General features: G+C 71.6%; 13 protein-coding genes. All 13 read left to right on the forward strand.

All coding sequences use genetic code 11. The features are described 5' to 3' along the window. Nucleotides 1-224: 224 nt before the first annotated feature. The 13 genes from ACZ607_RS32080 (at nt 225) to ACZ607_RS32140 (ending at nt 14,852) form a co-directional block, all read left to right on the forward strand. Nucleotides 225-1,979: a DUF5941 domain-containing protein gene (locus tag ACZ607_RS32080; protein ID WP_469740736.1), complete on the forward strand. Its 1,755-nt coding sequence runs from the start codon at nt 225-227 to the stop codon at nt 1,977-1,979. Beyond that, a complete protein-coding gene (locus ACZ607_RS32085; protein ID WP_469740738.1) occupies nt 1,976-2,713 on the forward strand; it encodes a phosphocholine cytidylyltransferase family protein in 738 nt (245 codons plus the stop codon). Before ACZ607_RS32080 ends, ACZ607_RS32085 begins: the two co-directional genes overlap by 4 nt. Further along, entirely contained in the window at nt 2,701-3,762 is a 1,062-nt protein-coding gene (locus tag ACZ607_RS32090; RefSeq protein WP_322982618.1) for an iron-containing alcohol dehydrogenase family protein, read from the forward strand. The genes ACZ607_RS32085 and ACZ607_RS32090 overlap by 13 nt, the downstream gene beginning before the upstream one ends. Beyond that, a complete protein-coding gene (locus ACZ607_RS32095; RefSeq protein WP_469740741.1) occupies nt 3,740-4,519 on the forward strand; it encodes a CDP-alcohol phosphatidyltransferase family protein in 780 nt (259 codons plus the stop codon). The genes ACZ607_RS32090 and ACZ607_RS32095 overlap by 23 nt, the downstream gene beginning before the upstream one ends. Before the next feature lie 8 nt (nt 4,520-4,527). Beyond that, complete coding sequence (locus ACZ607_RS32100; protein ID WP_469740743.1) at nt 4,528-5,400, forward strand: glycosyltransferase family 2 protein; 873 nt, start codon at nt 4,528-4,530, stop codon at nt 5,398-5,400. Between the two features lie 108 nt (nt 5,401-5,508). Further along, nucleotides 5,509-6,438, forward strand: coding sequence for an ABC transporter permease (locus ACZ607_RS32105; RefSeq protein WP_469740745.1), 930 nt, complete (start codon nt 5,509-5,511; stop codon nt 6,436-6,438). Next, nucleotides 6,431-7,216, forward strand: a complete 786-nt coding sequence (locus tag ACZ607_RS32110) for an ABC transporter ATP-binding protein (RefSeq protein ID WP_469740747.1) — start codon at nt 6,431-6,433, stop codon at nt 7,214-7,216. The genes ACZ607_RS32105 and ACZ607_RS32110 overlap by 8 nt, the downstream gene beginning before the upstream one ends. Nucleotides 7,217-7,635: 419 nt before the next feature. Further along, entirely contained in the window at nt 7,636-8,550 is a 915-nt protein-coding gene (gene hpnC, locus ACZ607_RS32115) for a squalene synthase HpnC (protein ID WP_469740749.1), read from the forward strand. Nucleotides 8,551-8,579: 29 nt separating this feature from the next. Then, the gene (gene hpnD / locus ACZ607_RS32120; RefSeq protein ID WP_469740751.1) at nt 8,580-9,500 is read left to right on the forward strand and encodes a presqualene diphosphate synthase HpnD; all 921 of its coding nucleotides are present in this window, start codon (nt 8,580-8,582) and stop codon (nt 9,498-9,500) included. Nucleotides 9,501-9,588: 88 nt separating this feature from the next. Next, nucleotides 9,589-10,977, forward strand: coding sequence for a hydroxysqualene dehydroxylase HpnE (gene hpnE / locus ACZ607_RS32125; RefSeq protein ID WP_469740753.1), 1,389 nt, complete (start codon nt 9,589-9,591; stop codon nt 10,975-10,977). Next, nucleotides 10,974-12,077, forward strand: coding sequence for a polyprenyl synthetase family protein (locus ACZ607_RS32130; protein ID WP_469740756.1), 1,104 nt, complete (start codon nt 10,974-10,976; stop codon nt 12,075-12,077). Before hpnE ends, ACZ607_RS32130 begins: the two co-directional genes overlap by 4 nt. Nucleotides 12,078-12,181: 104 nt before the next feature. Continuing rightward, nucleotides 12,182-14,188 carry a squalene--hopene cyclase gene (shc, locus tag ACZ607_RS32135; RefSeq protein WP_469740758.1) on the forward strand — a complete coding sequence of 669 codons (2,007 nt, stop codon included), beginning with the start codon at nt 12,182-12,184 and terminating at the stop codon, nt 14,186-14,188. Nucleotides 14,189-14,192: 4 nt separating this feature from the next. After that, on the forward strand, nt 14,193-14,852 hold the full coding sequence (locus ACZ607_RS32140; protein WP_469740760.1) for a phosphorylase family protein: 660 nt from the start codon (nt 14,193-14,195) through the stop codon (nt 14,850-14,852). Nucleotides 14,853-14,856: the final 4 nt, after the last annotated feature.

Below are 14,856 nucleotides of genomic sequence, written 5' to 3' on the forward strand. Positions count from 1 at the left end.
ATGGCCGATTCGCCCGAACGGAGCACAAACGGGCGGTGAACTCGGTCTTCCGTTCATCCGATAGCCTCAGCCGACGTGCCGCCGGCCCACCTCCGGGCCGCTTGTCCGCGCGCCGTTCCCGTCAGCGCCCCAAGGAGTGAGTTCGTCTGTCGACCGCCATCCTCACCGGTGCGCCGGTACCCGGATCGTCGCTCGAGGACGATCTGCGGTCGCTCGGCTTCGACGTGACTGCCGCAGCCGACGCCTCCGAGGCCGCCGAGCTGCTCGCCGCAGTCCCCGCGAGCAGGCGCGTCGCGCTCGTGGACCCCCGTTTCGTCGGTCATGTCCACGCGCTCAGGCTCGGACTCACCGACCCCCGCTTCGCCGCCGCGTCGATCCCCGGGGCGCTCACCGCGCAGCCCGAGGCCCGTCCCGCGCTGCTGCGCGCCCTCCAGCGGGCCGTGACCGCCGTCGGTGCCGGGAGCCCCGTCGCGCCCCACGGCGCCGGACCCGTCACCGAGGAGCGCACCGTGCCCGGCCGGCTGGCCGTGGCACTGGACGCGGAGGGCACCCCCGTACAACGCCCCGAGCTCGGCTCGCTCACGGCCACGGTGCCCACCGGCCCGGAGGAGCGGAGCGCCGCCGAGACCGCCGTGTCCGCCGTCGACGACGAGGCCGTACGGCTGCGCAGCGCGGTCAAGGCCCACGACGGCTTCTTCACCACGTTCTTCATCAGCCCGTACTCCCGCTACATCGCCCGCTGGTGCGCCCGCCGGGGCCTCACCCCGAACCAGGTCACCACCGCGTCGCTGATCACCGCGCTCATCGCGGCCGGCAGCGCGGCGACCGGCACCCGCGGCGGCTACATCGCGGCCGGGGTGCTGCTCCTCCTCTCCTTCGTCCTGGACTGCACCGACGGGCAGCTCGCCCGCTACTCGCTCCAGTACTCGACGATGGGGGCCTGGCTGGACGCCACCTTCGACCGGGCCAAGGAGTACGCGTACTACGCGGGCCTCGCCCTCGGGGCGGCCCGCGGCGGTGACGACGTCTGGGTGCTCGCCCTCGGCGCGATGGTGCTCCAGGCCTGCCGCCACGTCGTCGACTTCTCGTTCAACGAGGCCAACCACGACGCGGTCTCCAACACGAGCCCCACCGCCGCGCTCTCCGACAAGCTCGACAGCGTCGGCTGGACGGTCTGGCTGCGCCGGATGATAGTCCTGCCCATCGGTGAACGCTGGGCCATGATCGCCGTGCTCACCGCCGTGACCACACCCCGGATCGTCTTCTACGCCCTGCTCGTCGGCTGCGCCCTGGCCGCCTGCTACACCACCGCGGGCCGGCTGCTGCGCTCGCTGACCCGCAAGGCGCAGCGCACCGACCGCGCCGCCCTGGCGCTGGCCGACCTCGCCGACTCGGGACCCCTCGCCCAGGGTGTCGCCGCCGTGCTCCGACGCCCGGGCGGCGGCTTCACGGCCCCGCTCCTGGCGTTCGCCGGCGCCGCCGTCATGGTCGCCGCCGCGCTGTTCGCCCCGTACGGCGACTGGCTGACCGTGGGCGCCGCAGCGGTGTACGCGATCCTCTCCGGGCTCGCCGTCTCACGGCCGCTCAAGGGCGCGCTCGACTGGCTCGTACCGCCGGTCTTCCGTGCCGCCGAGTACTGCACGGTCCTCGTGCTGGCCGCCCGCAGCGACGTCCCGCACGCCGTCCCCGCGGCATTCGGCCTGGTTTCGGCGGTCGCCTACCATCACTACGACACGGTGTACCGCATCCGGGGCGGCACCGGAGCGCCGCCCCGGTGGCTGGTGCGCACCATCGGCGGGCACGAGGGCCGGACCCTGGTCGTGGCCGTACTCGCCGCCGTACTGATCCACGGTTCAGGTTTCACCACGGCCCTCACCGCGCTCGCGGCCGCCGTGGCTCTGGTGGTGCTCGTGGAGTCCATCCGCTTCTGGGTGTCCTCCTCGGCCCCCGCCGTACACGACGAAGGAGAACTCGCATGATCGGCCTCGTACTGGCTGCCGGTGCCGGACGCCGTCTGCGTCCCTACACGGACACGCTGCCCAAGGCCCTGGTGCCGGTGGACGGCGAGAAGACGGTCCTGGACCTCACGCTGGCCAACTTCGCCGAGGTCGGACTCACCGAGGTCGCGGTCGTCGTCGGCTACCGCAAGGAGGCGGTCTACGCCCGCAAGGCCGAGTTCGAGGCGACGTACGGCGTGAAGCTGACGCTCATCGACAACGACAAGGCCGAGGAGTGGAACAACGCCTACTCCCTCTGGTGCGCCCGTGAGGTGCTGAAGAAGGGCGTCATCCTCGCCAACGGCGACACCGTGCACCCGGTCTCCGTCGAGAAGACCCTCCTGGACGCGCGCGGCAAGGGCCAGAAGATCATCCTCGCCCTCGACACGGTGAAGAACCTCGCCGACGAGGAGATGAAGGTCATCACCGAGGACGGCAAGGGCGTCCGGCGCATCACCAAGCTGATGGACCCGGCCACCGCGACCGGCGAGTACATCGGCGTCACCCTCATCGAGCCCGAGGCCGCCGAGGAGCTCGCCGACGCGCTGCGGACCACCTTCGAGCGCGACCCCGACCTCTACTACGAGGACGGCTACCAGGAGCTGGTGAACCGCGGCTTCACCGTCGACGTCGCGCCCATCGGCGAGGTGACGTGGGTGGAGATCGACAACCACGACGACCTCGCCAGGGGCAGGGAGATCGCGTGCCTGTACTGACCCGCCTCATCCCGTCCCCGGTCGTCGTCGACATCCGGCGCGGCGCGATGGACGATCTGGCCGGTCTCCTCGCCGACCAGCGGATCTCCGCCTCGGGCAAGCTCGCCATCGCGATCAGCGGAGGCTCCGGCCGTGCCCTGCGCGAGCGGCTCGCCCCGGTGCTGCCGGGTGCCGACTGGTACCCGGTCGCCGACGGCACGATCGACTCCGCGGTGCGGCTCGCCGACGGCATCAAGGGCAACCGCTACGACGCCGTGGTCGGCCTCGGCGGCGGCAAGATCATCGACGTGGCGAAGTACGCCGCGGCGCGCGTGGGCATGCCCATGGTCGCCGTCGCGACGAACCTGTCCCACGACGGGCTCTGCTCGCCGGTCGCGACCCTGGACAACGACAACGGGCGGGGCTCCTACGGCGTCCCCACCCCGATCGCCGTGGTCATCGACCTCGACGTCATCCGTGAGGCCCCCGCGCGCTATGTGCGCTCGGGCATCGGCGACGCCGTCTCCAACATCTCCTGCGTCGCCGACTGGGAGCTCGCCCACGAGGTCCAGGGCGAGGACATCGACGGGCTCGCGGCCGCCATGGCCCGGCAGGCCGGCGAGGCCGTGCTGCGCCACCCCGGCGGGATCGGCGGCGACGCCTTCCTCAAGGTGCTCGCCGAGGGACTCGTCCTGACCGGCATCTCGATGTCGATCGCCGGTGACTCGCGGCCCGCCTCGGGCGCCTGCCACGAGATCAACCACGCCTTCGACCTGCTGTACCCGAAGCGCGCCGCCAGCCACGGCGAGCAGGTCGGCCTCGGCGCCTGCTTCGCCATGCACCTGCGGGGCGCCCACGAGGACGCGCTGCACATGGCCTCCGTCCTGCGGCGCCACGGGCTGCCGGTGCTGCCCGACGAGATCGGCTTCACCGCCGACGAGTTCGTACGGGCCGTCGACTACGCCCCGCAGACGCGCCCGGGACGCTTCACGATCCTGGAACACCTCAACCTGTCCACCGACCAGATCAGGGACGCGTACGCCGACTATGCAAAAGCCATCCATAGCTGAACTCCGTCCGGTCGTGCACCCCCCGGGCGTGAAGGACCGGCGCAGTGGCGAGCACTGGGCGGGCCGTCTCTACATGCGCGAGGTCTCGCTGCGCATCACCCGGCGCCTGGTGACGACGAGGATCACGCCGAACCAGCTGACCTACGTGATGACCGTCGCCGGTGTGCTCGCGGCTCCCGCCCTGCTGGTCCCGGGCATCCCGGGCGCCGTGCTCGGCGTGCTCGCCGTCCAGGGCTACCTGCTGTTCGACTGCGTCGACGGCGAGGTGGCCCGGTGGAAGAAGCAGTACTCCCTGGGCGGGGTCTACCTGGACCGGGTGGCCGCCTACCTCTGCGACGCGGCCGTGCTGGTCGGCTTCGGCCTGCGCGCCGCCGACCTGTGGGGCCCCGGACGCATCGACTGGCTGTGGGCCTTCCTGGGCACGCTCGCCGCGCTCGGCGCCATCCTGATCAAGGCCGAGACCGACCTCGTCGGGGTCGCCCGCCACCAGGGCGGGCTGCCGCCCGTCAAGGAGGCCGCGTCCGAGCCCCGCTCCTCCGGCATGGCGCTGGCCCGCCGGGCGGCCGGCGCGCTCAAGTTCCACCGGCTGATCCTCGGCATCGAGGCGTCCTTCGTGATCCTCGTGGCAGCCGTGCTCGACACCGTCAGGGACGACCTCTTCTTCAGCCGTTTCGCGGTCGCGGTCATGGCCGGCATCGCCCTTCTCCAGACCGTCCTGCACCTGGTGTCGATCCTGGCGTCCAGCAGGCTGAAGTGAGCTCTCCCATGAAACTCGGCGCGGTCATCATCACCATGGGCAACCGGCCCGACGAACTGCGCGCCCTCCTCGACTCGGTCGCAGGGCAGGACGGCGACCGGATCGAGGTGGTCGTCGTCGGCAACGGCGCCCCGGTCCCCGACGTCCCCCCGGGCGTACGGACCGTCGAGCTGCCCGAGAACCTGGGGATCCCGGGCGGCCGCAACGTCGGCATCGAGGCGTTCGGCCCGTCCGGAGCCGATGTGGACGTCCTGCTCTTCCTCGACGACGACGGGCACCTGCCGAACACCGACACCGCCGAGCTCTGCCGGCAGGCGTTCGAGGCGGACCCGAAGCTCGGCATCATCACCTTCCGCATCGCGGACCCGGAGACCGGGGTCACCCAGCGCCGGCACGTGCCGCGGCTGCGCGCCTCCGACCCGATGCGCTCCTCCCGCGTCACGACGTTCCTCGGCGGCGCGAACGCGGTGCGCAGCCAGGTGATCGCCGAGGCCGGCCCGCTCCCTGGCGAGTTCTTCTACGCGCACGAGGAGACCGACCTCGCCTGGCGGGCCCTCGACGCCGGCTGGATGATCGACTACCGCGCGGACATGGTGCTCAACCACCCCACCACCGCCCCGTCACGGCACGCGGTCTACCACCGCATGGTGGCCCGCAACCGCGTCTGGCTCGCCCGCCGGAACCTGCCCGCGCCGCTGGTCCCCCTGTACGTCGGCGTCTGGCTGCTCCTCACGCTGGTCCGCAGGCCCTCCCTGCCCGCCCTCAAGGCATGGTTCGGGGGCTTCCGGGAAGGCTGGACCACGCCCTGCGGACCCCGGCGCCCGATGAGGTGGCGTACGGTATGGCGGCTGACCAGACTGGGCCGGCCGCCGGTGATCTGAGAGGCTCTCCTCTGAGACCATGAGCCGTATTCATTCCGTACGGGGAACCTGTCCGCCCTGGCCGCGACCACGACCTGCTGCGCATCGTGAAGACGAGAGTTCTTAACTGTGAGTGACACGACCCACGACGGCGGGATTGCGCTGAGCAGCCCGCCGTCCGCCGACGAGGGACTGAGCGCGTCCCAGCTGGCCGCCAAGTACGGCTTGACGGTCAGCGGCGCCCGGCCAGGGCTGTTCGCGTACATCCGTCAGCTCTGGGGCCGTCGGCATTTCATCCTGGCGTTCTCGAGGGCGAAGCTGAGCGCTCAGTACAGCCAGGCCAAGCTCGGCCAGCTGTGGCAGGTGGCCACGCCGCTGCTGAACGCCATGGTCTACTTCCTGATCTTCGGCCTGATCCTGGAGACCAACCGGGGGATGAGCCAGGAGGTCTTCATCCCCTTCCTGGTGACCGGGGTCTTCGTCTTCACCTTCACCCAGAGCTCGGTCATGGCGGGGGTGCGTTCCATCTCCGGCAACATCGGCCTGGTCCGGGCGCTCCACTTCCCCCGCGCCTCGCTGCCCGTCTCGTTCTCGCTCCAGCAGCTCCAGCAGCTGCTGTACTCGATGATCGTGCTGTTCGCCGTGGCGGTGGGCTTCGGCAGCTACCCGTCCCTGTCCTGGCTGCTCATCGTCCCGGCCCTGGCCCTGCAGTTCCTGTTCAACACCGGCCTGGCACTCGTCATGGCGCGGCTGGGCAGCAAGACCCCCGACCTCGCCCAGCTGATGCCGTTCATCATGCGCACCTGGATGTACGGCTCGGGCGTGATGTTCTCCATCCCCGTGATGCTGGAGGGCAAGCCGCAGTGGATCGCCGACGTGCTGCAGTACAACCCGGCGGCCATCTACATGGACCTGGTCCGCTTCGCGCTGATCGACGGCTACGGCTCGGAGAACCTGCCGCAGCACGTCTGGGCCGTCGGGCTCGCCTGGGCGCTCGTGGTGGGCGTCGTGGGCTTCGTGTACTTCTGGAAGGCAGAGGAACGGTACGGCCGTGGCTGAGGAATCGTCCCAGGGACACATCCCCACCGTGATCGCGGACGACGTGCACATCGTGTACCGCGTCAACGGCACGGGCGGCGGCAAGGGCAGCGCCACGGCGGCACTGAGCCGGATCATGCGGCGCGGCAAGGGCGAGCCACGCGGTGTGCGCAAGGTGCACGCGGTGCGGGGCGTCTCCTTCACCGCGTACCGAGGGCAGGCCATCGGCCTCATCGGCACCAACGGTTCCGGCAAGTCCACCCTGCTGCGGGCCATCGCCGGTCTGCTGCCGACCGAGCACGGCAAGGTGTACACCGACGGCCAGCCGTCGCTGCTGGGTGTCAACGCGGCCCTGATGAGCGACCTGACCGGGGAGCGCAACGTCGTCCTCGGCGGCCTCGCGATGGGCATGAGCCGCGAGGAGATCCGCACGCGGTACCAGGACATCGTGGACTTCTCCGGGATCAACGAGAAGGGCGACTTCATCACGCTGCCCATGCGGACGTACTCCTCCGGCATGGCGGCCAGGCTGCGCTTCTCGATCGCGGCCGCCAAGAACCACGACGTCCTCATGATCGACGAGGCGCTGGCCACCGGTGACCGCAAGTTCCGGGTCCGCTCCGAGCAGCGGATCCGCGAGCTGCGCAAGGAGGCCGGCACCGTCTTCCTGGTCAGCCACAACAACACGACGATCAGGGAGACCTGTGACCGCGTGCTGTGGCTCGAGAAGGGCGAGCTCCTGATGGACGGCCCCACCGAAGAGGTGCTGAAGGCCTACGAGCGGGAGACGGGCAAGTAACCGTCGTGTGCGTGCGGCCCCCGCCGTCCGGCGGGGGCCCTGCGGTGTGCGCGTCGCGGTGACGAGGGCCCACCGGGGCGGTAGGCGCCCGGGGTGGATCTCCTCCCGACGGATGACGTCAATTGACCCGGATCCGGGGAAGGTTGACGGCGGCCGATGTGTTGCACGAGGGCGCGCTGCCCCCCGGCGCGGGCTTGTGAGCTGTACAACGTAAGCTGGGACGGTGCCGATTCGCGGCCATGTGGGGTGATACGCCCCCGCGCTTCGCCCGTTGTGTCCACATCGCACTCGGCCGGACGAGCGGCGTGTCCGAAAAGGGATGTTTTGGGTCGGCAGTGTAGAACGGGAGATATGACGGCAATGATGGAAAATCTCCAGCTCCGACGTGGTTTCGCCGTCCCCGCGTCGGGTGGATCGCAGTGACCCGTACCCGGCAGGCGCCCGCCGACCCCGCCGCCACGCTGGACAAGGCCGCCGACGAGAACTTCCCCGTGGCCCCCTTCTTCCTGCCCCGCGCCTGGCGCGACGACCTGATGGCCGTCTACGGCTTCGCCCGTCTGGTCGACGACATCGGTGACGGCGACCTGGCGCCCGGCGGCGCCGACGCCCGCGGTCTCGGACTCGAACCCGGACAGGAAGAGGACCGTCCCGCCGCGCTGGACGCCCTCGAAGCCGATCTCCACCGCATCTTCTCGCAGGTCGGCGACGGCCCGCGGCACCCCCTGATGCGCGCCCTGCGCCCCACCGTGCGGCGCTGCGCGCTCACCCCCGAACCCTTCCTCGGGCTCGTCGAGGCCAACCGGCAGGACCAGAAGGTCCGCCGTTACGGGACCTACGCGGACCTGCTCGCCTACTGCGAGCTCTCCGCCAACCCCGTCGGCCGCCTCGTCCTCCAGATCACCGGCACCGCGAGCCCCGAACGGATCCGCCGTTCCGACGCCGTCTGCACCGCCCTGCAGATCGCCGAACACCTCCAGGACGTCGCCGAGGACCTCGGCCGCGACCGGATCTATCTGCCCGCCGACGACATGGCCCGCTTCCACGTCCGCGAGAGCGACCTGGCGGCGCCGTCCGCGGGCGCGGCGGTGCGCTCCCTGGTCGCGTTCGAGACGGAGCGCGCCCGCGGTCTGCTGGACGAGGGCATCCCGCTGGTGGGCAGCGTCCACGGACGGCTCAGGCTGCTCCTCGCCGGATTCGTCGGCGGCGGACGTGCCGCCCTCGCCGCGGTCACCGCCGCCAGCTTCGACGTACTGCCCGGACCGCCCAAGCCCACCGCGCCCGGACTGCTGCGCGAAGTGGGCCACGTCCTGCGAAGAGCGCACAGAGAGGGGTGAACCGGACCGTGGAGGGACAGACGACGTACATGTCGGCACCGGTACAGGCCGCGTACAGCTACTGCGAGGCCGTCACCGGACAGCAGGCCCGCAACTTCGCGTACGGCATCCGACTGCTGCCGTACGAGAAGCGGCAGGCCATGTCGGCGTTGTACGCCTTCTCCCGTCGGGTCGACGACATCGGCGACGGCGAGCTGGATCCGGAGACGAAGCACACCCGGCTGGAGGAGACCAGGGGACTGCTCGGCCGGATCCGGGACAACGCCGTCGACGAGGACGACACCGACCCGGTCGCGGTCGCGCTGGCCGACGCCGCCCACCGGTTCCCGCTGCCGCTCGGGGGCCTCGACGAGCTCATCGACGGCGTGCTGATGGACGTGCGCGGCGCGACGTACGAGACGTGGGCCGACCTCAAGACGTACTGCCGGTGCGTCGCGGGTGCCATCGGGCGCCTCAGCCTGGGCGTCTTCGGCACCGAAGCGGGCGCCCCCGGCGCCGAGCGCGCCGCGGAGTACGCCGACACCCTCGGCCTCGCGCTCCAGCTCACCAACATCCTGCGCGACGTCCGCGAGGACGCGGGCAACGGGCGTACGTACCTGCCCGCCGACGACCTCGCGAAGTTCGGCTGCTCCGCCGGCTTCCACCGGGCCACCCCGCCGCCCGGGTCCGACTTCGCCGGCCTGGTGCACTTCGAGGTACGGCGCGCCCGGGCGCTCTTCGCCGAGGGCTACCGGCTGCTGCCCATGCTGGACCGCCGCAGCGGTGCCTGCGTGGCGGCCATGGCCGGCATCTACCGCCGGCTCCTGGACCGGATCGAACGCGATCCCGAGGCGGTCCTGCGCGGCAGGGTCTCGCTGCCCGGCCACGAGAAGGCGTACGTTGCGGTGCGCGGCCTCTCGGGCCTCGACGCGCGGTACATCTCACGCCGGACGGCCAGGGGGAGGGTCTGATGACGGGTCCGATCCGACGTACGGAGCGGGCAACCCCCGGACGCAGGGGCGCGTCCCTCTCTGCGACGACACGGCGAAGGGAGCAGGCATGACCGGCCGGAACCCCCGGTCCTCCCGGGCGGTGGTCGTCGGCGGCGGACTCGCGGGCGTCACCTCGGCGCTGCGCCTCGCCGACGCGGGGCTCGACGTGACCCTGCTCGAAGGCCGCCCCCGGCTCGGCGGTCTCGCCTTCTCCTTCCGGCGCGGCGACCTGTCCGTCGACAACGGCCAGCACGTGTACCTGCGCTGCTGCACCGCCTACCGCTGGTTCCTGGACCGCATCGAGGGCGCCCATCTCGCACCGTTGCAGGACCGTCTCGACGTGCCCGTCCTCGACGTGGGCCGGCCCGCGGGACCGAGGCTGGGACGGCTGCGCCGCACCGGGCTGCCCGTCCCGCTGCACCTCGCCGGCGGACTCGCCGCCTACCCGCACCTCTCCCTCGCGGAGAAGGCCGGCGTCGCCCGAGCCGCGCTGGCGCTGGGCCGTCTCGACCCCGCCGATCCCGCACTCGACGGCATCGACTTCGCGACCTGGCTCCGCCGCCAGGGCCAGTCCGACCGCACCATCGAGGCGCTGTGGGACCTGGTCGGCGTCGCCACGCTCAACGCCACCGCGCCGAACGCCTCCATGGCGCTGGCCGCGAAGGTGTTCAAGACGGGACTGCTCTCCGAGTCCGGTGCCGCCGACATCGGCTGGGCCGCCGTGCCGCTCGGGGACCTCCACGACACCCTCGCCCGCAAGGCGCTCGAATCGGCCGGGGTCGAGATCCATGTGCGGACCCGCGCCGCCTCCCTCACCCGCGCCGAGGACGGCCGCTGGACCGTCGGGACCGACGGGGAACGGTTCGAGGCGGACACCGTCGTCCTCGCCGTGCCCCAGGGGGAGACCCACCGGCTGCTGCCCGAGGGCGCGTTCGACGACCCCGGCCGGCTGCTCGACCTCACCGACTCGCCGATCCTGAACGTGCACGTCGTCTACGACCGCAAGGTGCTGCGCAGACCGTTCTTCGCCGCGATCGGCTCACCCGTGCAGTGGGTCTTCGACCGCACGGAGTCCTCCGGCCTCCAGGGCGCCGGGCAGTACGTCGCGGTCTCCCAGTCCGCGGCGCAGGACGAGATCGACCTGCCCGTCGCCGAGCTGCGCAAGCGCTACCTGCCCGAACTGGAGCGGCTCCTGCCGGCGGCCCGCGGCGCCGGGATCCGCGACTTCTTCGTCACCCGGGAACGCACCGCGACCTTCGCACCCGCGCCGGGCGTGGGCCGCCTGCGGCCGGGCGCACGGACGCGCGCACCCGGGCTGCTCCTGGCGGGGGCATGGACCGCCACGGGCTGGCCCGCCACGATGGAGGGCGCCGTCCGCAGCGGTTTCAGCGCCGCGGACGCCGCGCTCCAGGCCCTCGGCAGGCCACACGAACATCCGCTGCAGGAGGCGGCATGAGCAGTACCACCGGAACAAGAGGAGAGTCTGTGACCCCGGCGAATCCGGCTTACGACACCGTGGTGGACACCGCGGACGTCACCGCGCTTCTGGAGCGTGGAAGGGCCCTGTCAGCGCCGGTGCTGCGAGCTGCCGTGGACCGGCTGGCGCCGCCCATGGACACCGTCGCGGCCTATCACTTCGGCTGGATCGATGCCCAGGGCCGGCCCGCCGACGGCGACGGAGGCAAGGCCGTGCGTCCCGCGCTGGCCCTGCTGTCCGCGGAAGCGGCCGGCGCCCCCGCAGAGGCGGGGATCCCCGGAGCCGTAGCTGTCGAACTCGTGCACAACTTCTCGCTGTTGCACGACGACCTGATGGACGGCGACGAACAGCGCCGTCACCGCGACACCGTGTGGAAGGTGCACGGCCCCGCCCAGGCGATCCTCGTCGGCGACGCGCTGTTCGCGCTGGCCAACGAGATCCTGCTGGAGCTCGGCACCGTCGAGGCCGGGCGGGCCGCCCGCCGGCTGACCACGGCCAGCCGCAAGCTGATCGACGGTCAGGCCCAGGACATCTCCTACGAGCACCGCGAGCGGGTCACCGTCGAGGAGTGCCTGGAGATGGAGGGCAACAAGACGGGCGCCCTGCTCGCCTGCGCCGTCTCCATCGGCGCCGTGCTCGGCGGAGCCGACGACCGTACCGCCGACATCCTGGAGTCGTACGGCTACCACCTCGGCCTCGCCTTCCAGGCCGTCGACGACCTGCTCGGGATCTGGGGCGACCCGGAGTCCACGGGCAAGCAGACGTGGAGCGATCTGCGTCAGCGCAAGAAGTCCCTGCCCGTCGTGGCCGCGCTCGCCGCGGGCGGACCGGCCTCGGAGCGTCTGGGCGAGCTGCTCGCCGCCGACGCCAAGAGCAGCGACTTCGACAGCTTCTCCGAAGAGGAGTTCGCCGCCCGCGCGGCACTCATCGAGGAGGCGGGCGGCCGCGAGTGGACCGCCCAGGAAGCCCGCCGTCAGCACACCGTAGCCATCGAGGCGCTGCACGGCGTCGACATGCCGGAACGAGTCCGGGCGCAGCTCACCGAGCTCGCCGACTTCGTGGTCGTACGAAAGAGATGATGACCATCCAGATATGACTCGCAGTCGCCGGCGGGCGCCCCACGGGGCGCCCGCCGACGGAGACCCCAGCACAGCAGAGGACCAGACTGCACGAAGGGGAAGCCATGACAGCGACGACCGACGGAAGCACCGGGGCCGCGAACCTCCGCGCAGTCCCGGCAGGCGATCCGACCGAACCAACCATCGCCACGGACGACATCTCGGCCGTCGCGCGAAGAGCCGCGGAACGCTCGGTGGAGCACCTCCTCGGCAGGCAGGACGAGCAGGGCTGGTGGAAGGGCGACCTCGCCACCAACGTCACCATGGACGCGGAGGACCTGCTGCTCCGTCAGTTCCTGGGCATCCAGGACCCGGACACCGTGAAGGCCGCCGCCCGCTTCATCCGGGGCGAGCAGATGGGCGACGGCACCTGGAACACCTTCTACGAGGGGCCGCCCGACCTCTCCGCCACCATCGAGGCGTACGTGGCGCTGCGGCTCGCCGGGGACCGGCCGGACGACCCGCACATGAGACGGGCCGCGGGCTGGGTCAGAGAGCAGGGCGGCATCGCGGAATCCCGGGTCTTCACCCGGATCTGGCTGGCGCTCTTCGGCTGGTGGAAGTGGGACGACCTGCCGGAACTCCCGCCCGAGCTGATGTTCTTCCCGAAGTGGGTGCCGCTCAACATCTACGACTTCGGCTGCTGGGCCCGTCAGACCATCGTACCGCTCACCATCGTGTCCGCGAAGCGGCCCGTGCGTCCCGCCCCCTTCGCCCTGGACGAACTGCACACCGACCCGGCGTGCCCCAATCCCCCCAAGCCCGCTGCTCCCGCCGCCAGTTGGGACGGCGTCTTCCAGCGGCTCGACAAGGCGCTGCACCTGTACCACAAGGTGGCGCCGCGCAGACTGCGGCGTACCGCCATGAACGCCGCCGCCCGCTGGATCATCGAACGGCAGGAGAACGACGGCTGCTGGGGCGGCATCCAGCCCCCCGCGGTGTACTCGGTCATCGCCCTGCACCTGCTCGGCTACGACCTCGACCATCCGGTGATGCGGGCGGGACTCGAATCGCTCGACCGCTTCACGGTCTGGCGAGAGGACGGCGCCCGCATGGTGGAGGCCTGCCAGTCCCCGGTCTGGGACACCTGCCTCGCCACCATCGCTCTCGCCGACGCGGGGGTGAGACCGGACCACCCCGCCCTTGTGAAGGCGGCCGACTGGATGCTCGGCGAGGAGATCGTACGGCCCGGCGACTGGGCCGTACGCAAGCCCGAACTGGCCCCGGGCGGCTGGGCGTTCGAGTTCCACAACGACAACTACCCCGATATCGACGACACCGCGGAAGTCGTCCTGGCGCTGCGCCGCGTCCGCCACCCCGACCCCGCCCGGGTCGAGGCGGCCATCGAACGCGGAGTCCGCTGGAACCTCGGCATGCAGTCACGCAACGGCGCCTGGGGAGCCTTCGACGCGGACAACACCAGCCCGTTCCCCAACCGGCTCCCGTTCTGCGACTTCGGGGAGGTCATCGACCCGCCGTCGGCCGACGTCACCGGCCATGTGGTGGAGATGCTCGCCGTCGAGGGGCGGTCCCGGCACCCTCGTACCCGCCGGGGCATCGAGTGGCTGCTCGCCGAACAGGAGGCGACCGGCGCCTGGTTCGGCCGGTGGGGCGTCAACTACATCTACGGGACGGGCTCGGTGGTGCCCGCCCTCATCGCGGCCGGGCTGCCGGCCGCGCACCCCTCGGTGCGCCGGGCCGTCGACTGGCTGACCTCCGTCCAGAACGACGACGGTGGCTGGGGCGAGGACCTGCGCTCCTACCGCGAGGAGAAGTGGATCGGCCACGGTGCCTCGACCGCCTCCCAGACCGCCTGGGCGCTCCTCGCGCTCCTGGCCGCGGGGGAGCGGGAGAGCCGGTCCGTGGAGCGGGGCGTCGCCTGGCTGGCGGAGACACAGCAGGCGGACGGCTCCTGGGACGAGCCGCACTTCACCGGGACCGGTTTCCCGTGGGACTTCTCCATCAACTACCACCTGTACCGGCAGGTCTTCCCCCTCACCGCGCTCGGCCGGTACGTCTACGGGGACCCCTTCGCCACCGCCGCCGGCGCGGACACCGGCAAGGGGGCCTGAGGCGATGGGGGGTTCACAGGAACCGCCCGGCCCCACCACTCCGCTGCTGATCGCCTGCGCCCTCGGCATCGAGCGCTTCGCCCTGCGCACCGGGCGGAGCGGCGGTGTCCCGGGACCCGGCCCGGTGAGCATCATCAGGTCGGGGATGGGCCCCAGGGCCGCGGAGAACGCCGTCCGGCTGGCACTGGGGCAGGACGGCGCCGGGGGCACCGCCGTCATCGCCTCCGGCTTCTGCGCCGGGCTCGAACCCGGCATGCACCCGGGTGACCTCGTGGTGGCCGAGGAGACCCGGGACTCCGGCGGCACCACGGCCTGCACCGGTACCGGCCTGCTGGTCGACGCGCTGGTCAGGGCCGTGCCCGGCCGTACGGTCCACACCGGCCCGCTCAACGGCTCCGGACACGTCGTCCGGGGCCCCGAGCGGGCCGGGCTCCGGGCCACCGGGGCCATCGCGGTGGACATGGAGTCCGCCGCCACCCTTCGCACCGCCGTACGCACGGGGCCACGCCCGGTTGCCGCCGTACGGGTGGTCGTGGACGCTCCAGAGCATGAGCTCGTCCGTATCGGGACGGTCCGCGGTGGAATATCGGCATTCCGTGTTCTCCGTGCTGTCCTTCCGGCTTTTCATGAATGGCACCGATCTTTGCTGCTCCCCAGGAGGTGAGCCC

The organism is Streptomyces sp. NPDC104381, assembly GCF_055583745.1.